Raw genomic sequence first — 19426 nt, 5'->3', positions numbered from 1 at the left:
TGTTTTTGTGAGCTTCCGGATTAAGGCCACATGAGGACGCTGTAAACCGCCAAGCGATCCGGAAAAGCGCTTCCAGCATGTCGCGGGCCTTTGGCGGGCCGGCGCTGGCGACAGCAGGGGCAGCCGCTTCTTCCCCTGCTTTTCGAGCCGCCGGCATTAAACCGCGCCATTACATCTGCTAGCGTGCCGGCATGAACATGCACACGCCAACCGAGCCCGACGCCCCAGAGGCGATGACGCCTGCGACAGTTGCCGCTCCAACGCCGATGATGGAGCAGTATATCGAGATCAAGGCGGCGAACCCGGATTCGCTGCTGTTCTACCGCATGGGCGATTTCTACGAGCTGTTCTTCGACGATGCAGAGAAGGCGAGCCGGGCGCTCGGCATCGTCTTGACCAAGCGCGGCAAGCACCAGGGCCATGACATCCCGATGTGCGGCGTGCCGGTGCATGCGGCCGACGACTATCTGCAGAAGCTGATCGGCCAGGGGTTTCGCGTCGCCGTCTGCGAGCAGATCGAGGATCCGGCGGAAGCCAAGAAGCGCGGCGGCAAATCGGTGGTGCGACGCGACGTGGTGCGGCTGGTGACGCCCGGCACCATCACCGAGGACAAATTGCTGGCGCCGTCGGAATCGAGTTTCCTGATGGCGCTGGGGCGTGTGAAGGGCGGGGCGGAGCATTCCTTCGCGCTGGCCTGGATCGAGATCTCGACCGGCGTCTTCCGCGTTGCCGAAACCACCGCCGACCGGCTGCTGGCCGATGTGTTCCGGGTCGATCCGCGCGAGTTGATCGTCGCCGAACCGGTATTCTACGATCCGGAGCTGAAGCCGGTGTTCGATGTCATCGGCCGCGTCGCCAGTCCGCAGCCGCCATCACTGTTCGATTCGGCTTCTGCCGCGGGGCGCATCGCCCGCTTCTTCGAGGTGGCGACGCCGGACAGTTTCGGCACGTTCTCCCGCGCCGAGCTGTCGGCGATCTCCGGCACGATTGCCTATGTCGAGAAGACGCAGAAGGCCGAGCGGCCGCCGCTGTCGCGGCCCGAACGCGAGGAAGCCGGCTCGACGCTGTTCATCGACCCGGCGACGCGCGGCAATCTGGAATTGCTGCGCACTTTGTCGGGCAGCCGTGAAGGCTCGCTGTTCAAGGCGATCGACCGCACGGTGACCGGTGGCGGTGCGCGGCTGCTGGCCGACCGGCTGATGGCGCCCCTGACCGATCCGGCGGCGATTGGGGCGAGGCTGGATTCGGTGTCGTTCTTCCGCTCGGAGACGCGGCTCTGCCAGGCGGCGCGGACGAGCCTGAAGAGCGTCGCCGACATGCCGCGCGCGCTGTCCCGGCTGGCGCTCAACCGCGGCGGCCCGCGCGACCTCGGCGCGCTGCGCGCCGGCTTCGAGGCGGCGGGCGCCATCGCCGAGATCTTTGCCGCGACCGCCCTGCCCCAGGAATTGGCGGCAGCGCTCACCGCCATCAAGGCGTTGCCGCGCACGCTCTCAGAGCATCTCAGCCAGGCACTCAGCGAGGAGCTGCCGCTGCTCAAGCGCGACGGCGGCTTCGTGCGCGGCGGCTATCATGCCGAGCTCGACGAGATGCGGGCACTGCGCGACGAATCGCGCAAAGTGATCGCCGGGCTGGAGCGCTCGCTGATCGATGAGACCGGCATCCGTTCGCTGAAGATCCGGCACAACAATGTGCTCGGCTACTACATCGAGGTGACCGCCAATCACCATTCGATCATGACCGGCAGCGACGGCGCCAAGGCGCGCTTCATCCACCGCCAGACCATGGCCAACGCCATGCGGTTTACGACAACGGAGCTCGCCGAACTCGAGACAAAAATCGCCAACGCCGCCGACCGGGCACTGAGCATCGAGTTAGCCACTTTCGACAGGCTGACGGCGGAGGTGGTCGGCGAAGCAGACAGCATCCGCGCCGGCGCCGAGGCGCTTGCCGTGATTGACGTCTCGGCGGCACTTGCCCTGCTCTGCGAAAGCGAGGCCTGGTGCCGTCCGGTGGTAGATTCCAGCCTCGCCTTCGATATCTCCGGCGGCCGGCATCCGGTGGTCGAACAGGCGCTGCGGCGTTCGGGCGAAGGCCCGTTCGTCGCCAATGATTGCGACCTGTCGCCGGAAGGCGGCGCGAAGAACGGCGCGATCTGGCTGCTGACCGGCCCCAACATGGGCGGCAAATCGACCTTCCTCAGGCAGAACGCGCTGATCGCCATCCTTGCCCAGACAGGCTCCTTCGTGCCGGCGCAAAGTGCCCATATCGGCGTCGTCGACCGGCTGTTCTCGCGTGTCGGCGCCTCCGACGATTTGGCGCGCGGCCGCTCGACCTTCATGGTCGAGATGGTCGAGACGGCTGCGATCCTCAACCAAGCCGGCGAACGGGCGCTGGTGATTCTCGATGAAATCGGCCGCGGCACCGCCACGTTCGACGGCCTGTCGATCGCCTGGGCGGCGGTCGAATATCTGCACGAGAAGAACCGCTGCCGGGCGATCTTCGCCACCCATTTCCACGAGATGACGGCGCTGGCCGGCAAGCTGCCGCGACTGCACAACGTCACCATGCGGGTCAAGGAATGGGAAGGCGACGTGGTCTTCCTGCATGAGGTCGGCAAAGGTGCCGCCGACCGCTCCTACGGCGTCCAGGTGGCGCGGCTCGCCGGCCTGCCGGAAGCCGTGGTCGGGCGGGCGAAGGAAGTGCTGCACCAGTTGGAGGAAGGCGACGTTTCGGGCAAGGCCAACCGGCTGGTCGACGACCTGCCGCTGTTTTCGGTGGCCGTGAAGCGCGAAGCACCGAAGCCGGTGAAGAACGATGCACTGGGCGAGGCGCTCGGTGCGATCAATCCCGATGAAATGACGCCGCGCGAGGCGCTGGAGGCGCTGTACAGGCTGAAGGGGATGGCGGGGAAGTAGCCCGCGACCGCTCGCGTCGATCAGATCATCTCCAGCCCGCGCTTGCGCGTCGGCGGCGGGAAGGCGCGGTCGAGGTCGGCGATATCTTCAGAACTCAGCCTGAAGTCGAGCGCGGCGGCGTTCTGGCGCACATGCTCCCGCCTCGTTGCTTTCGGTATGGCGATGACGCCTGGCTGTGCCATCACCCAGGCAAGCGCGATCTGCGCCGGGGTGGCATTGTGGCGGGCGGCGATGGCCTCGAGCCTGGTGTTGCGCGCCAAGGCGCCCTGCTCGAACGGCGAATAGGCCATCAGCGGAATGCCGCGTTGCCGGCTCCACGGCGCGAGGTCGAATTCGAGGCCGCGCCGCGACAGATTGTAGAGCACCTGGTTGGTCTGGACATCGCAGCCGGCACGCAGGCCGACCAGTTCCTCCATCTCGTCGGTGTCGAAATTGCTGACGCCCCAGTGGCGGATCTTGCCGGCCTTTTTCAGCGCCTCAAACGCCTCGACCGTCTCCGCCAAAGGCACGCTGCCCGGCCAATGCAAGAGATAGAGATCGATGCGGTCGGTCGCGAGGCGTTTCAGGCTGCTCTCGCAGGCCCGCTGCACACCGGCGCGAGAGGCGTTGGACGGCAGCACCTTGGAGACCAGGAAGGTGTCGTCGCGGCGCCCGGCAATGGCCTCCGCCACCACCTCCTCGGCGCCGCCGCTGGCATACATTTCGGCGGTGTCGATCAGCGTGACGCCGAGGTCCAGCCCGAGCTTGAGCGCCGCAACCTCATCGGCACGGCGACGGGCGTCCTCGCCCATTTTCCAGGTGCCCTGGCCGAGCACGGCAACGGCTTCGCCCGAGGGCAGCGTGGTGGTTCTGATCGTTGACGGCATGACGTGCTCCAGTTGGCGCCGTATCGCAGTACAAGCGAGCCGTGAAATCCAGACGAAAGGCCTGTCCGAACGTTCGCGGTTACGCCTGCCGCTACTTCATCGGATGGGCGGCGAGCCAGGCCTGCATCTCTTTGATCTCGGCTTCCTGCGCGGCGATAACCCCCTCGGCCAGCTTGCGGATTTCCGGGTCCTTGCCGTTGGCAAGCTCGACCTTGGCCATGTCGATCGCGCCCTGATGATGCGGGATCATGCCGCGGACGAAATCGACATCGGCATTGGCGGTACTTTCGATCGCCATCATGTCGGCGTGCATCTTGTCCATCGCCGCCTTGTAGCCGGCGGTCGAAGGGTTTTCCGCGCCCATCGCCATGCCGGACATGTCGTGCTTCATCTCCTCCGATTGTGCAGGAACGCTTTCAAGGAACACCGCGAGCAGCATTCCCGCCGCCATCAGCAAAAGCACAATCTTCTTGGCCAAATTCATCCGTGATCTCCTGTTGAATGGAACGTCGTATTTGGGAGTTTTGCTCAGAGTTTCAACGTTCTCAGCCGCAACGCGTTGCCGATGACCGAGACCGAAGACAGGCTCATCGCCGCCGCCGCCAGCATCGGCGACAAAAGCGTGCCGGTGAGCGGATAGAGCACGCCGGCCGCGACCGGCACGCCGAGCACATTGTAGAGGAAGGCGAAAAACAGGTTCTGGCGGATGTTGCGGATCGTCGCCTGGGCGAGCGTGCGGGCGCGGACGATGCCGTTGAGGTCGCCCTTGACCAGCGTGATCCCGGCGCTTTCGACCGCGACGTCGGCGCCGGTGCCCATGGCGATGCCGACATCGGCGACAGCGAGTGCAGGCGCATCGTTGACGCCGTCGCCGGCCATGGCGACACCGGCGCCTTTAGAGCGCAATTCCTCGACAAGGGCCGCCTTCTGTTCCGGCAGGAGGCCGGCGCGAACCTCGTCGATGCCGAGCTTGCCGGCTATGGCCTTGGCCGTGCGCTCATTGTCACCGGTCGCCATGATGATCCTCAAGCCCCTGTCATGCAGCGCTTTGATCGCCTCCGCTGTCGTCGCCTTGACCGGATCGGCGACGGCGACGATGCCCGCCAGCCTTTTGCCCACCGCAACGAACATCACCGTCTTGCCGTCCGTTTGCAGCGCCGTTGTCTGTTCACCGAGCGGCGCGGTGTCGATGCCGAGATCGGCCATCATCGCCGCGTTGCCGAGCGCGACCTTGCTGCCCGACACCATGCCCGAAACACCCTTGCCGGTGACCGCCTCGAAATCGCTGGCGTCAGCGATCTTCAGGCCCCGTTCGCCGGCGCCAACGACGATGGCCTCGGCCAGCGGATGCTCCGAGCCCTTTTCGAGGGCGGCAGCGAGCGCCAGCAATTCATTCTCGACCATGCCTTGGGTGGCGACAACGTCGGTCAATCGCGGCCGGCCCTCGGTCAACGTGCCGGTCTTGTCGACGATCAGCGTATCGACCGCAGCGAAGCGTTCGAGGGCCGCCGCTTCCTTGATCAGCACGCCGGCATGGGCGCCGCGCCCGGTCGCGGTCATGATCGACATCGGCGTCGCCAGGCCGAGCGCGCAGGGACAGGCGATGATCAGAACCGACACCGCCGAGACGATGGCGAAGATGAGGCTCGGCTCGGGACCGAGGATTGCCCAGACGACGAAGGCGATGATCGCGACCAGCACGACGGCCGGCACGAAATAGAAGGAGACGCGATCGGCCAGCCCCTGGATCGGCGCGCGAGACCGCTGTGCCTTGGCGACGAGCTCGACGATGCGCGCCAGCGTCGTCTCGGCACCGACCTTTTCGGTGCGCATGATCAGCGAACCGTTCTTGTTGAGCGTGCCGCCGGTCAGGGCATCGCCTTCCGTCTTCTCGACCGGCAGCGGCTCGCCAGTGATCATCGATTCGTCGACCGCCGAGCGGCCTTCGAGCACGTTTCCGTCGACCGGCACGGCGTCGCCCGGACGAATGCGTAGCCGATCGCCGGCCTTGACCGTGTCCAGCGGCACGTCGGTCTCGGAGCCATCCGCGCCGATCAGCCTGGCCGTCTTCGGCGCCAGGTCGAGCAAGGCGCGGATCGCCGAGCCGGTCTTTTCACGGGCACGCAGTTCGAGAACCTGGCCGAGGAACACCAGCGCGACGATGACGGCGGCGGCCTCGAAGTAGACCGGCACAGTGCCGCCGTGGCCGCGGAACTGATGCGGAAAGATATCCGGGAACAGCGCGGCGACGACGCTGTAGAGGTAGGCAGCGCCGACGCCCAGCGAAATCAGCGTCCACATGTTGGGGCTGCGGTTGAGAACCGACTGCCCGCCGCGATGGAAGAAGGGGAATGCCGCCCACAGCACCACCGGGCTCGCCAGCGCCAATTCCAGCCAGGTCTTCGTCCGATCGTCGACGAGGCTTTCGACGCTCAGGCCGAGCATCGGCGCCATGGCGATGATGAGCAAGGGCAGGGACAGCACTGCGCTGACCCAGAAGCGCCTGGTGAAATCCGCCAGTTCCGGGTTCGGCTCCTCGTCGCCGGTCGGCACACCCATCGGCTCCAGCGCCATGCCGCAGATCGGGCAGGCACCGGGCTTGTCGCGGACGATTTCGGGATGCATCGGGCAGGTGTATTGCGTGCCTTTCGGCATTGCCTGCGGCTCAGGCCTGTCGCCGAGATATTTTGCCGGCTCTGCCTCGAACTTCGCCTTGCAACCGGCCGAGCAGAAATAGAAACCTTGGCCCTCGTGACGCAAGAAGTGCTTGGCGATGGCGCGGTCGACGCTCATGCCACACACCGGATCGGTGGCCGTCAGGTATTTTTCCGGCTCGTCGACGAATTTCGCACGGCAGCGCTCGCTGCAGAAATGGTGGACCTGGCCGCCATGCTCGGCCATCGGCTTACCGGCGGCCGGATCGACGGTCATGCCGCAGACCGGATCGCGGATGACGGCCGCCGCGCCTGGCGCGGCACCTTTGGCGGAACAGCAGCCGCCAGCGTGCGCGTGGTGATCATGGTCGGCCATCCGAAATGCCTCTTATGTCTCGATCTGGTGCGGAGGTAGGGCTTCCAGTAACTGGAAGGTCAAGGGCCAGTTTCGACTTTTCGAGCCGAGGCGGTCGGCGAAAAAATATCGCACGCGATTGCGCCCTTATGCTATGGACGCCCACTTCCCGCAATCGCATCGATCCCCGCTCTAAATGAAGTGTCTGGTCATCAACCTCGATCGGTCCCGGGACCGGCTTGCCCACATGACGGCGGAGTTGACCCGCATCGGTGTAGCGTTTGAACGGGTTGCGGCGATCGATGCATGCAATCCATCCGACATGGCCGCGAGTGCGCCATACTGGAATTCCTTTCCGTCGAACTTGTCCGATGCCGAGATCGCCTGCTTTCTGAGCCACATTGCATGCTGGCGCATCGTTGCTGAAAGCAATGATGCCTACACCGCAATCCTTGAAGACGATGTGCTGATTTCAGCCGTGGCCCGCCCATTGTTTGCCGACAGCGACTGGATTCCGGCCGACGCCGACATCGTCAAGCTGGAGACAGTCTTCAGCAAGACCTCTGTCTCCAGGATCCACACTTCCGTCGGCTACGGCCATTCCGTGTCCAGGCTCCGGGGGCGCATCTCGGCACTGCGGGCTATATCGTTTCGAAACGGGTCGCGCGCGATCTTCTCGAGGCAACATATGAGCTCGCCGCTCAGGTCGATTGCGTGATGTTCGATCCCGTCTTCCAGACATCGTGGCGCAAGACAACATATCAGCTCATACCGGCGCTGTGCATGCAGACCCAGTTCCTGAGCGATGACGAAGCTGTGCTGCCGAGCCAGATCATTGATGCGACACCCAGGTCGCCGGCGACGCCTGCGAACGAAAAACGAAAGAGGTCTACTCCCGAAAAAGTCCTGACCGAGGTCAAGCGGATATGGCACCAAGCCAGCAAGGTTTTCCAGCTGGAGCGGGAAATGATCATTCCGTTCCGCTATCATGGCAAAAGTGTCCGTCCGCCCCGTCCTGGGCATCGCTTGAAGGCGTTGTAGACGGTCACGTTTCTCTTTTCATGCCGCGGCCAGGCCTGGCATGACAGCTTGCCGATTTCTGCCGGCTGCGGCAGTGGAAGACCATCCCATTCGAACACCAGGGCAAGCGTGTTCGACCGCCCCATACCCAGCACCGCGAAAACGCGCTATAGACGCCGCCGAAAAGGCGAGACCGACCTCCGCATATGGCAAAAATATCCCTGAAACTCGACGAACTGATCGACGGCGAGGCTTTGCGCCGCGAGATGACGGCGCTGACCGCGGCAACGGCCGGCGACGGCTCCGGCCAGGCCACGCGAGGCCGCGTCCTCCAGCTTCTCAAGGGCCGGCTCGCCGACGGCCGCAAGGTCGCCGAGACCATGCTGAAGGACGATGGCGGCGGCACCGCCTGCGCCGCCCGGCTGTCGCATCTCATGGACGAACTCATCCGCGCGCTTTACGATTTCGCCGCGACCCATGTCTACCGCGTCAAGAACCCGTCTTCTGCCGAACGCATGGCCGTGGTCGCGGTCGGCGGCTATGGCCGCGGCACGCTGGCCCCGGGCTCCGACATCGACCTTTTGTTCCTGCTGCCCTACAAGCAGACGCCGTGGGGCGAGCAGATCGTCGAATACATGCTCTACATGCTGTGGGATCTCGGCCTGAAGGTCGGCCACGCCACCCGCAACATCGACGAGTGCCTGAGGCTGTCGCGCACCGACATCACCATCCGCACCTCGATCCTGGAAGCGCGCTTCCTGTGGGGCGAGCTGAAACTCTATGACGAGCTTCTGACGCGTTTCGACCACGAGGTGGTGCGCACGACCGGCCCCGAATATGTGCAGGCAAAGCTTGCCGAGCGCGACGAGCGCCATGCCAAGGCCGGCGAAAGCCGCTATCTCGTCGAACCCAACGTCAAGGACGGCAAGGGCGGCCTGCGCGACCTGCAGACGCTGTTCTGGATCGCCAAGTATTTCTACCGGGTGCGCACCGGCGAGGAACTGGTCGACAAGGGTGTCTTCACCGAAGCCGAATACCGCGAATTCCTCAAGGCTGAGGATTTCCTGTGGGCGGTGCGCTGCCACATGCATTTCCTCACCGGCAAGCCCGAGGAGCGGCTGCATTTCGACATCCAGCGCGAGATCGCCGAGCGGCTGGGCTACACCACCCATCCCGGCCTGTCGGCGGTCGAGCGCTTCATGAAGCACTACTTCCTCGTCGCCAAGGATGTCGGCGACCTGACCCGCATCTTCTGCGCGGCACTGGAGGAGGAACAGGCCAAGCATGTGCCTGGCTTCAACCGTATCTTCCTCACCTTCTCGCGCCGCAAGCGCAAGCTCGCCGGCACGTCCGATTTCATCGTCGACAACCACCGGATCAACGTCGCCGACGACATGGTGTTCGAGCGCGATCCGGTCAATCTCTTGCGGCTGTTCTGGTTCGCCGACAAGCATGGGCTGGAGTTCCACCCCGATGCGCTGAAGCTGCTCACCCGCTCGCTCGGCCTGGTCAACAAGTCGCTGCGACGCGACGAGGAGGCCAACCGGCTGTTCCTCGACATCTTGACCTCGGACCGCAACGCCGAGCTCAACCTCAGGCGCATGAACGAGGCAGGTCTGCTCGCCAAGCTGATCCCCGACTTCGGCAAGATCGTCGCCATGATGCAGTTCTCGATGTACCACCACTATACGGTGGACGAGCACCTAATCCGCTGCATCGGCGTGCTGGCCGAGATCGAGCGCGGCGACGGCGAGAAGGTGCATCCGCTGTCGCACACGCTGATGCCGGGACTGAAGAAGAGCCGCGAGGCGCTCTATGTGGCGGTGCTGCTGCACGACATCGCCAAGGGACGCCTGGAGGACCATTCGGAGGCTGGCGCGCGCATCGCGCGGCGCATCTGCCCGCATATGGGGCTTTCGGCGGCCGACACCGAAACCGTCGCCTGGCTGGTCGAGAACCACCTCGTGATGTCGATGACGGCGCAGACGCGCGACCTCAACGACCGCAAGACGATCGAGGATTTCGCCTCGATCGTGCAGTCTGTCGAGCGGCTGAAGCTGCTGCTGATCCTGACCGTCTGCGACATCAGAGGCGTCGGGCCGGGCGTGTGGAACGGCTGGAAGGGCCAGTTGCTGCGTACGCTCTATTATGAGACCGAGCTGCTTCTGACCGGTGGCTTCTCTGAAGTGTCGCGCGCCGAGCGCACTGCCGCCGCGCGCGAGCGGCTGGCCGAGGCGCTGGCGGATTGGCCGGCCAAGGACCGCAAGCGCTATGTCGCCCAGCACTACGAGAACTACCTGCTGACCGTGGACCTCGCCGACCAGCTGCGCCACGCCGAATTCATCCGCGAGGCGGACGCGGCGGGCAAGAAGCTCGCCACCATGGTCAAGACCCACCAGTTCGAGGCCGTGACCGAGATCACCGTTCTGGCGCAGGACCATCCGCGCCTGCTGTCGGTGATTGCCGGCGCCTGCGCCGGAGCCGGCGGCAACATCGTCGACGCGCAGATCTTCACCACCTCCGACGGCCGCGCGCTGGACACCATCCTGATCAGCCGGGAATTCGACCTCGACGAGGATGAGCGCCGCCGCGCCGAGCGCGTCGGCAGATTGATCGAGGATGTGCTGTCGGGCAAGAGCTGGCTGCCCGAAATGATCGAGAAGCGCACCAAGCCCCGGCGCGGCGCCAAGGTCTTCCGCATTCCACCGCGGGCTGAAATCCGCAACACGCTTTCGAATCGCTTCTCGGTGATCGAGATCGAGGGGCTGGACCGGCCTGGCCTGCTGTCGGAGATCACCGGCGCGCTGTCGGATCTCTCGCTCGACATCGCCTCGGCGCATATCACGACTTTTGGCGAGAAGGTCATCGACACTTTCTATGTCACCGACCTGACGGGACAGAAGATCGACAGCCCGACGCGTATAGCCACCATCCGCAAGAGGCTGATCGAGACCCTCGAGGGCACCGCGCCGGAGCGCAACGGCAAGGCCAAGGCGGCCGCCGAGTGAGGATCACCATCACTTTGTCCCATTCCCACGGTCAGTCTCCCCGCGCATGAGCCTTGTCAAGAAATTCGCCACCGTCGCGTCCGGCACGCTGATGAGCCGCGCGCTCGGCTTCGGCCGCGAGATGCTTATGGCGGCCGCACTCGGCACCGGGCCGGTCGCCGACGCCTTCAACGCCGCCTTCCAGTTTCCCAACACCTTCCGCCGGCTCTTCGCCGAAGGCGCCTTCAACGCCGCCTTCGTGCCGCTGTTCGCCAAGGAGATCGAGACCCACGGCACCGAGGGCGCCAAGCGCTTTTCCGAAGAGGTGTTCGGCGTGCTGTTCACGGCACTGCTGGCGCTGACCATCGTCATGGAACTGGCGATGCCGCTGATCGTGCGCTACCTGGTGGCGCCGGGCTTTGCCGACACGCCGGGCAAGTTCGAGACGACGGTCCGGCTTGCGACCATCATGTTTCCCTACCTGATCTGCATGTCGCTCGGCGCCATGATGGCCGGCATGCTGAATTCGCTGCGCCGCTATTTCGCCGCCGCCGTGGCGCCGGTGTTCCTCAACATCATCCTGATCGGTGTGCTGGCCTATGCCTGGTACAAGGGACTGGACGCCCACGCCGTCGGCTTCGGCCTGTCCTGGGGCGTGCTCGCGGCGGGGCTGGTGCAACTCGCCATCGTCTGGGTGGCGGTGCGCCATGCCGGCATCTCGATCGGCTTTCGCCGGCCGAAGATGACGCCCAGCGTCAAGCGGTTGCTGATCCTGGCGCTGCCAGCGGCGATCACCGGCGGCATCACCCAGATCAACCAGCTGATCGGCACGGCGATCGCCTCGGCGCAGGACAGCGCCGTGTCATCGCTCGCCTATGCCGACCGCATCTACCAGCTGCCGCTTGGCGTCGTCGGCGTCGCGGTGGCGATCGTGCTGTTGCCGGAACTGTCGCGGGCGCTGAAATCCGGAAACCTGATCGAGGCGGCCAATCTGCAGAACCGCTCGGTCGAGTTCACGCTGTTCATGACCTTGCCGGCGGCCGTCGCCCTCTGGGTCATGTCGGAGCCGATCGTGCGGCTGGTGTATGAGCGCGGCGCCTTTGCCGCCAACCATTCGACGCCGACCGTGGCGGCGATCCTGGCGATCTTTGGCCTGGGCCTGCCGGCCTTCGTGCTGATCAAGGCGTTCACCCCCGGCTATTTCGCCCGCGAGGACACGCGTACGCCAATGATGTTTGCCGCCATCTCGGTGGCGGTGAACGTCGCGACCGCGCTGACGCTGTTCCCGTCGATGGGCGCGCCGGGCATTGCGGTAGCCTCGGCCGTCGCCGGCTGGGTCAACGCGCTGATGTTGCTTGCCGTGCTGATCCGGCGCGGCCATTGGGGTCGCGACCTGCCGCTCTTGAAACGCATTCCCCGGCTGGTGCTGTCGGCGGCGGTGATGGGAGCGGCGCTCTATTTCGCTGAGCACTGGTTGGCCGTCAGGCTCGGCCCGGGTTCGCCACTGGTCGTCAAGGCAACGACGGTTCTGGCACTGGTCGCCGGCGGGGCGGCGCTCTACTTCGTCACCGCCTTCACTACCGGCGGCGCCGATTTCGGCATGGTCCGAAGGAACATCAAGCGCGGTTCGGCAAAGGCGACGGCGCCATCGGTCACGGAACAGTCTCCAGATCCGTGAGCCTGATTTCTTCGGGCCGTGCAAGCATCGGCACGGCTTGGTAACACGCGCGCGCTAGCGTAGTGAAAGCAGTCCGCCGTGTTCAGGCGGATGGCGTTGTTGCGGAACCGAGAGTGGCCTCGATGGAAAGCGAGGTTGCCTCGGCCGAGGCTGAAGCTCGCAAGGCAATTGCCCCGCGCTGAGCCGCCATCGCCCATTCGGGGTATTGTCTTTGGCGCCGACCGGACATAACGGAAGAGGCAAGCTCAGACTTGCGCTAACGTTGGGGGTTCGATGGAAACGCTGTCGCTCGAAGATTTCATCGATGACAAACCTTGGGGAGACGACGTTCCGCTTCTGGAGGACATTCCGGGCGAAAATCTGGTAGCGGGCGTGCGGATTCAGCGGTTGGTGACGAGAGGCGACAAGCGTGGCGACCTTACGGTCCTCATGTCGGCACTGCTGGAGCCCATCACCCCGCCGCCGCATGTCTATCTGGTATCAGCCGAGGTGGGATCGATCAGGGCATGGGTCTATCACAAGCGACAGTTCGACCGGCTCGCCTATACAAATGGCGACATCAGGGTCGTGCTCTACGATCTACGCAAGGATAGCCCGACATACCAAAAAATAGACGTTCTCGACGTCGGCGCGGCTAACAAGATCCTGCTGACAATCCCGCCCTATGTCGTTCACGGGGTTCAAAACCGTGGCAAGAGCACCGCGACATTCGTCAACATGCCGACGAACGTCTACGACCCTAGAAATCCGGACAAGTCGCGGGTCCGCTTCGATCACCCGGGCATCCCGTACAAATTCGAATAGCATGACGACGTTTTCCGTCATCATGGCCACCTACAATCGCGGCAGGCATATCCTTCCGTCGATACAATCGGTGCTGCGCCAAACCCGCCAGGACTTCGAGCTGTTGGTGGTGGGCGATTGCTGCACCGACGATACCGCGGATGTGGTACAGGCGCTCGCGTCCCGTCAAATCCGCTGGTCGACCCTGTCAGAGCGCGGCGGCAGCCAGGCCTTCCCCAACAATGCGGGCATCGAAATGGCGCGCGGGCAATACGTTGCCTATCTCGGTCATGACGATCTCTGGGCTCCGGACCATCTCCAGGCGCTCGCCGATCTTTTCGGAAGGGATCCGCGACCGGACTTTGTCGTAAGCGGCGCGATCTTTCATGGCCCCAGGGCAAGCAATTTTCGGTGGGTGACCGGCATCTTCAGCGAACCAGACGCCGCTTTTAAGCACTTCTTCCCGCCTTCGAGTTTCGGCCACCGACGCGACGTTGTCGATCGGATCGGCAAATGGCGCAGTCCGAAAGAGATAACTGCGCCCGTCGACGCGGATTTCATGTTGCGAGCGGCAAAGTCAGGCATGCATTTTGTGTCGACGCAGCGGATCACAGTCCAGAAATTCGCTGCCGGTCACCGCTATCTAAGCTATATGAGCCAAGGCTCGGACGAGCAGGAACGAATGGCCCGGCGAATGGCCCGGCCGGGATTTGAGGGCTATCTGGCCTCTGAACTGACCAAGGCAAAGGCAGCCAACACTTACATGGTCATGGTCCATCCGGACTACGAGCGCTTCGAGAAGGGTCAGCTCGCGACCCAGATTGCGACGAACAAGGGCATCGTCCGCCCGAATCTGAGCAGCCTCAGGAAGCGCGAGGTCATCAAGCAGGACAACTCGCCAAAGGCGCTCGACTGGTCTCCGCTCCAAGCAGGTGGCGACTGGATCCTCTGGGTCGGCTGCAATCCGCGCCCAAAGCTGCTTGTGCCGTTCAAATATGCCGGCAAGGCGCGGATTCGCCTGGAAATCCAGCATCCTCAACGCGAAACGCTGACCAGGCTCAAATTGTCCGTAAATGGCCAACCGGTCGTGGCAAGCATTTCCGCAGTGCGCCAGGAGGGCAATCTCTGGAACGCGCAAGCGACGTTTGAAACGTCGTTGCGAAAGGACGATCATACGATCCTGGAGCTTCATCTCAACAGATTGCAGAGACGCGCGGAACAACGCGCCGGCATCGGCGTGGCCGACATCGAGGTCACGCCGCTTGGGTGGCGAAGCGTTGTTGCACAGAGCAAGCGGTTCCTCGCCAGGTCGGCAAGGGGCAATCGGGTGCTCGCCAAGTTGGCAAGGGGCAAGCGCCTGCTCGCCAAGTTCCGCCCGGCCCGCTGATCCCTCTTGCCGCTTTTTTGGTCTTCGTCCATAAGCGCGCCGTCGCAAGACTTTCGCCGCGCGCGGTTTCCAGCCGCGTGATTGGCTCCAAAAAGTCTGCAACTTTTTGGAATCACGCTTATACGGCCCTCCACAAGCCATGAGGACATCATGACCGCCTTCAAACCACTCGTCTTTTCGGGCGTCCAGCCGACCGGCAATCTGCATCTCGGCAACTATCTCGGCGCCATCAAGAAATTCGTCGCCCTGCAGGAACAGTCCGACTGCATCTATTGCGTCGTCGACCTGCATTCGCTGACAGCGCAGCTGGTCTATGAGGACCTTGCCGACCAGACGCGCTCGATCACCGCGGCCTTCCTCGCCTCCGGCATCGACCCGAAGAAGCACATCGTCTTCAACCAATCGCGGGTCATGCAGCACGCCGAGCTTGCCTGGATCTTCAACTGCGTGGCGCGCATCGGCTGGATGAACCGCATGACGCAGTTCAAGGACAAGGCCGGCAAGGACCGCGAGAACGCCTCGCTCGGCCTGCTCGCCTATCCGAGCCTGATGGCCGCCGACATCCTGCTCTATCGCGCCACGCACGTGCCGGTGGGCGAGGACCAGAAGCAGCACCTTGAGCTGACCCGCGACATCGCGCAGAAATTCAACAACGACTTTTCGGACCGCATCGCGGCCCTTGGCGTCGGCGTCGAGATGCAGGTCGGCGAGGAGACGGTGAACGGCTATTTTCCGCTGACCGAGCCGGTCATCGGCGGGCCGGCGGCGCGCATCATGAGCCTGCGTGACGGTTCCAAGAAGATGTCGAAGTCGGACCCGTCGGACCTGTCGCGCATCAATTTAACCGACGATGCCGATACCATCTCGAAGAAGATCCGCAAGGCCAAGACGGACCCGGAAGCCTTGCCGAGCGAGTTGGACGGCCTTGCCGGCCGGCCCGAGGCGGAGAACCTGGTCGGCATCTATGCCGGCCTCGCCGAACTCTCGAAGGCGGATGTGCTGAAGGAATTCGGCGGCCAGCAGTTTTCGGTGTTCAAGCCGGCGCTGGCCGATCTTGCCGTCGACAGGCTGGCGCCTATCGCCGGCGAGATGCGCCGCATCGAAGGCGACCGCGCCTATGTCGACGCGGTGCTGAGGGACGGTGGCGAACGTGCCGGCACCCTGGCGGAATCCACGATGAAGACGGTGCGCGACATCATCGGCCTTTTGCAGGGCTGATCTGTCCTGTCACCATCTCGACTGCCGGCCGCTTGCGGCCGGTCAGCGCGGGTGGCAGATTGCGGCCGAAACCACCGAGTAGATAGACATGGTCTCCAAGCGCCTCAGTCGCGAAGCCGGACATCGCCGCAAGTTCCTGGCGATCATCGACGACACGCCGGAATGCGAGCGTGCCGTCGCCTACGCCTCGAAGCGGGCGCAGAGCACCAGTGGCGTGCTGGTGCTGCTCTATGTAATCGAGCCGGACGATTTCCAGCACTGGCTGGGGGTCGAGAAGATCATGCGCGAGGAGGCCAACGCCACGGCGCGCACCGCGCTCGACAGCTATGCCAACAAGGTGCGCCAGAAGCTCGGCATCGAGCCGGAGCTGGTGGTGCGCGAAGGCAAACCGACCGAAGAGATCCACAGACTGATCGAGGAAGACCAGGACATCGCCATCCTTGTGCTCGCGGCAGGCGCCGGCAAGGAGGGCCCCGGGCCGCTGGTCGGCGCGGTGGCTGGCAAAGGCGCCGCCTTCCCTATTCCCGTCACCGTGGTGCCGCAGAATCTTTCGGACGAGGAGATCGACAGCCTGGCCTGAGGTATCGATATTCAGGTGAGGCCGGCCTGACCTGAAGCTCAACACACCCAAAAGCGCGTCGCAGGGACGCTGAAAAAACATTCCGCCAGCCAGCCGTTCGGGCGACGCGTTTCGCTTGAATGTCCAGCCGATAGAGCCTATTTAGAACTATTCCAAACTATTGCCCGACACGGGCATGGAGACAGCCATGTTCATCCAGACCGAATCGACGCCGAACCCTGCGACGCTGAAGTTCCTGCCCGGCAAGGAAGTGCTGCGCGAAGGCACCGCCGATTTCCGCGACGCCGACAGTGCGGCAGGAGCTTCGCCGCTGGCCGGCCGGCTGTTCGAGATCCCGGGCGTGACCGGCGTCTTCTTCGGCTATGATTTCATCACCGTGACCAAGGACGGCCCCGACTGGCAGCATCTGAAGCCGGCGATCCTCGGCGCTATCATGGAGCATTTCATGTCGGGCGCGCCCGTCATGGCCAGGGCCGGCCCCGCCGCCGAGACCAGCCAGACCGGCGAATTCTACGACAAGGCCGACGAAGAGCTGGTTATCACCATCAAGGAACTGCTCGACACCAGGGTGCGCCCGGCGGTTGCCCAGGATGGCGGCGACATCACCTTCCGCGGCTTCGAGAACGGCACCGTGTTCCTGCACATGAAAGGCGCCTGCGCCGGCTGCCCGTCGTCGACGGCGACGCTGAAGCACGGCATCCAGAACCTGCTCCGGCATTTTGTGCCCGAGGTGCAGCAGGTCGAACAAGTCTCTTGACCCCATCGGCCGCCTTGCCCTGCTGACCAGCAGGGCGAGTTCTCAAAAGAGCTTCGCAACCTCAGAATGCAGACAACAAAAAACCGGGCCGAATTGCCCGGTTTTCTGTTTTTGGACGTCCATTTGTTGCCTAGACGGTCCGCGTCATAAAAGGTGTCACAGTACGATGACCTTGGCGCCGACCGACGTGCGGTCGTAGAGGTCGATAATGTCCTGGTTCATCAGCCGGATGCAGCCCGACGACATCGCCTTGCCAATTGAGTTCCATTCCGGGCTGCCATGCAGGCGGTAGCCCATGTCGCCGCCCCTGTTGAACAGATACATGGCGCGCGCACCGAGCGGGTTCTTCAGGCCGGGGTCCATGCCGCCGGCAAACTTGGCGAGCTCCGGCTGGCGCTTGATCATCTGCGAGGGCGGCGTCCAGGTCGGCCATTCGCGCTTGATCGCGATACGGGCGGTGCCGTGCCACTCGAAGCCTTCACGGCCGACGCCGATGCCGTAGCGTATCGCCCGGCCGTCGCCCTCGACGAAGTAGAGGAACTTGTTCTGGGTGTCGACGATGATGGTGCCCGGCTGTTCCCTGGTGTCGTAATTCACCTCTTGCCGGTGATACTTCCGCGGCACCTTTTCGATCGGAATGCGCGGCAATTGATAGCCCGCATCGGTGACCGCGCCGTAGTCGTTGGAAAACAGCCTCGAACCTATGGTGCTGCAACCGCTAATGGCGGTCGACAGCGCGAGGGCAGCGACAATTGCAAACGACTTCATGCGCATGAATAGGTCCGATGCCCTGCCCAGTTGATCGCGGCACGAGTCGGCCGCTTTTTCCTGAAACCATTCATGCTGGCATTTGCGTTGCTTGCCAAGCGCGCGATGCCTATATGCAGGACCTTACGTGCCGGTAAGCCCGCGACTGCGGCATTTCGGCAACAGCCGTCACAGGATTGTGAAGCAATTTCAATGGGGCAGTTCCGGGAGCTGCCGAAACCAGGGAAGACGCCATGAATGTCGGAGCTGCCGCGGAGCGTTCCGGCCTGCCGGCCAAGACCATCCGCTACTATGAGGAGATCGGCCTGATCGCGCCGGCGCGCGCCGGCAATGGCTACCGCGACTATTCGGGCGACGATATCCATCGGCTGGCCTTCCTGCGCCGCGCGCGCAACCTCGGCTTTTCCATCGACGACTGCCGCCAGTTGATGGCGCTCTACCAGGACCGCAGCCGCGCCAGCCACGATGTGCGCGAGATCGCCGCTGCCCATGTCAGCGCCATCGAGGAGAAGGTGCGCGAGTTGCAGTCGATGCGGGCGACACTACAAAAACTGATCCACGCCTGCCACGGCGACGACCGGCCGGACTGCCCGATTTTGGATGATATGGCTGGGGCGGCTGAAGGTAGTCGAGCGCCAACGGCATAGAGCGATGGTGCGGCATCAATGGCTGATACCGGGCCGCCTAAACGACGCGGTTGATAATTTCCTTGCCCGCTTCGCGCTTGGTTGTCCGCTTGAGGAACAATTTGGCGTGTTCCGCCCAATCGGCTGCTGAGACGTCATGCTCACGAACCGACTTCCTGAACACCTCGCGCAGAGCATCGAGGTCGAAGGCCGAGAGCTTCTCGCTTTTTGATGCTGCCCTGTTCACCGCCATGCCTACCCCTGAAGCAATGGGAAAAGTATATATTCTTATATGATCCGCGCTCGTGGGCCTTCAAGGCTGAAAACAGTCCTGGCCTGACTTCTTTTGGGTGTAATTGCCCCTTTGCGTAGCAGCCATCTAATCTGGCTGGGTCCGTCAATTTACGATCGCGGCCTGCACAAGAGCATCATCGGCCCGCCGATATCGCCTGGCTGCGATCACTACCGCCTCGCTCCAGGTTTTGCATGAGGCGCTGTTGAAGGCGGCGAAGGGACATCGCCGGCAAGGATCCAACTTCCATCCAATGGGCACGGGACGGGACCGGTGCAGCAACCGTCTTCACCAAAAATAAGCCCCGTCTGCTTTGGATGAAGCCGGCGGGGCGGAGGAAAAGTTGGCTAGGCCCTATCAGGTACCCAAGAATTGTTAAGCTGATGTGACAGGCATAGGCTGCGGCTCATTCAACGTGGGAACGGAGCCGGTCCCGCCGCCTACGGCGAGCATTGCTCGCTCCAGGCACTGCATGAGGCGCTGTTGAAGACGGTGAAGGACATCACCGGCAAGATGCAGCGTTCCCCTGTTCCCCTACGG

At 63.7% G+C, this 19426-nt stretch carries 16 protein-coding genes; 11 read left to right on the top strand and 5 right to left on the bottom strand.

The genetic code is table 11. The annotated features are described in order from the left end of the window. Nucleotides 1-191 precede the first annotated feature (191 nt). Nucleotides 192-2915, top strand: coding sequence for a DNA mismatch repair protein MutS (gene mutS / locus AC04SI_RS01520; protein WP_488473830.1), 2724 nt, complete (start codon nt 192-194; stop codon nt 2913-2915). Nucleotides 2916-2935: 20 nt separating this feature from the next. Here the strand turns inward: mutS and AC04SI_RS01515 are convergent, their stop codons facing one another. The 3 genes from AC04SI_RS01515 to AC04SI_RS01505 all read right to left on the bottom strand — a co-directional run bounded on the left by AC04SI_RS01515 (nt 2936) and on the right by AC04SI_RS01505 (nt 6811). Continuing rightward, the gene (locus AC04SI_RS01515; protein WP_488473829.1) at nt 2936-3781 is read right to left on the bottom strand and encodes an aldo/keto reductase; all 846 of its coding nucleotides are present in this window, start codon (nt 3779-3781) and stop codon (nt 2936-2938) included. Nucleotides 3782-3872: 91 nt separating this feature from the next. Beyond that, entirely contained in the window at nt 3873-4265 is a 393-nt protein-coding gene (gene copM, locus AC04SI_RS01510) for a CopM family metallochaperone (protein ID WP_488473828.1), read from the bottom strand. 44 nt (nt 4266-4309) lie between these two features. Continuing rightward, complete coding sequence (locus AC04SI_RS01505) at nt 4310-6811, bottom strand: heavy metal translocating P-type ATPase (RefSeq protein ID WP_488473827.1); 2502 nt, start codon at nt 6809-6811, stop codon at nt 4310-4312. Nucleotides 6812-6986: 175 nt separating this feature from the next. Between AC04SI_RS01505 and AC04SI_RS01500 the strand changes: the two genes are divergently transcribed. The 9 genes from AC04SI_RS01500 (at nt 6987) to AC04SI_RS01460 (ending at nt 17200) form a co-directional block, all read left to right on the top strand. Further along, nucleotides 6987-7508 (top strand): glycosyltransferase family 25 protein, encoded by a 522-nt coding sequence (locus AC04SI_RS01500; RefSeq protein WP_488473826.1) that lies wholly within the window; start codon nt 6987-6989, stop codon nt 7506-7508. Next, nucleotides 7508-7831: a hypothetical protein gene (locus AC04SI_RS01495; RefSeq protein WP_488473825.1), complete on the top strand. Its 324-nt coding sequence runs from the start codon at nt 7508-7510 to the stop codon at nt 7829-7831. The genes AC04SI_RS01500 and AC04SI_RS01495 overlap by 1 nt, the downstream gene beginning before the upstream one ends. A gap of 185 nt (nt 7832-8016) precedes the next feature. Next, nucleotides 8017-10818, top strand: a complete 2802-nt coding sequence (locus AC04SI_RS01490) for a [protein-PII] uridylyltransferase (protein WP_488473824.1) — start codon at nt 8017-8019, stop codon at nt 10816-10818. Nucleotides 10819-10864: 46 nt separating this feature from the next. Then, nucleotides 10865-12475, top strand: coding sequence for a murein biosynthesis integral membrane protein MurJ (gene murJ, locus AC04SI_RS01485; RefSeq protein ID WP_404275083.1), 1611 nt, complete (start codon nt 10865-10867; stop codon nt 12473-12475). A gap of 273 nt (nt 12476-12748) precedes the next feature. Continuing rightward, a complete protein-coding gene (locus AC04SI_RS01480; protein WP_404275082.1) occupies nt 12749-13279 on the top strand; it encodes a dTDP-4-dehydrorhamnose 3,5-epimerase family protein in 531 nt (176 codons plus the stop codon). Nucleotide 13280: 1 nt separating this feature from the next. Next, nucleotides 13281-14645, top strand: coding sequence for a glycosyltransferase family 2 protein (locus tag AC04SI_RS01475; RefSeq protein ID WP_488473823.1), 1365 nt, complete (start codon nt 13281-13283; stop codon nt 14643-14645). A gap of 150 nt (nt 14646-14795) precedes the next feature. Continuing rightward, nucleotides 14796-15863, top strand: coding sequence for a tryptophan--tRNA ligase (gene trpS / locus AC04SI_RS01470; RefSeq protein WP_006206888.1), 1068 nt, complete (start codon nt 14796-14798; stop codon nt 15861-15863). Nucleotides 15864-15951: 88 nt separating this feature from the next. Beyond that, nucleotides 15952-16443, top strand: a complete 492-nt coding sequence (locus AC04SI_RS01465) for a universal stress protein (RefSeq protein ID WP_006206889.1) — start codon at nt 15952-15954, stop codon at nt 16441-16443. Nucleotides 16444-16630: 187 nt separating this feature from the next. Then, complete coding sequence (locus AC04SI_RS01460) at nt 16631-17200, top strand: NifU family protein (RefSeq protein WP_006206890.1); 570 nt, start codon at nt 16631-16633, stop codon at nt 17198-17200. A 156-nt stretch (nt 17201-17356) separates the two neighbouring features. Here the strand turns inward: AC04SI_RS01460 and AC04SI_RS01455 are convergent, their stop codons facing one another. Beyond that, a complete protein-coding gene (locus AC04SI_RS01455) occupies nt 17357-17974 on the bottom strand; it encodes a L,D-transpeptidase (RefSeq protein WP_404275079.1) in 618 nt (205 codons plus the stop codon). Nucleotides 17975-18201: 227 nt separating this feature from the next. Here AC04SI_RS01455 and cueR point away from each other — a divergent pair, with 227 nt between their 5' ends. Continuing rightward, the gene (gene cueR / locus AC04SI_RS01450) at nt 18202-18615 is read left to right on the top strand and encodes a Cu(I)-responsive transcriptional regulator (protein WP_006206892.1); all 414 of its coding nucleotides are present in this window, start codon (nt 18202-18204) and stop codon (nt 18613-18615) included. A 37-nt stretch (nt 18616-18652) separates the two neighbouring features. Here cueR and AC04SI_RS01445 read toward each other — a convergent pair whose 3' ends face one another. Beyond that, the gene (locus tag AC04SI_RS01445; RefSeq protein ID WP_404275078.1) at nt 18653-18847 is read right to left on the bottom strand and encodes a hypothetical protein; all 195 of its coding nucleotides are present in this window, start codon (nt 18845-18847) and stop codon (nt 18653-18655) included. Nucleotides 18848-19426 lie beyond the last annotated feature (579 nt).

The organism is Mesorhizobium sp. CNPSo 4689 (genome assembly GCF_057784325.1).
The sequence above is the reverse complement of the archived record's forward strand: the minus strand, read 5'-3'. Positions and strand labels throughout refer to the sequence as shown.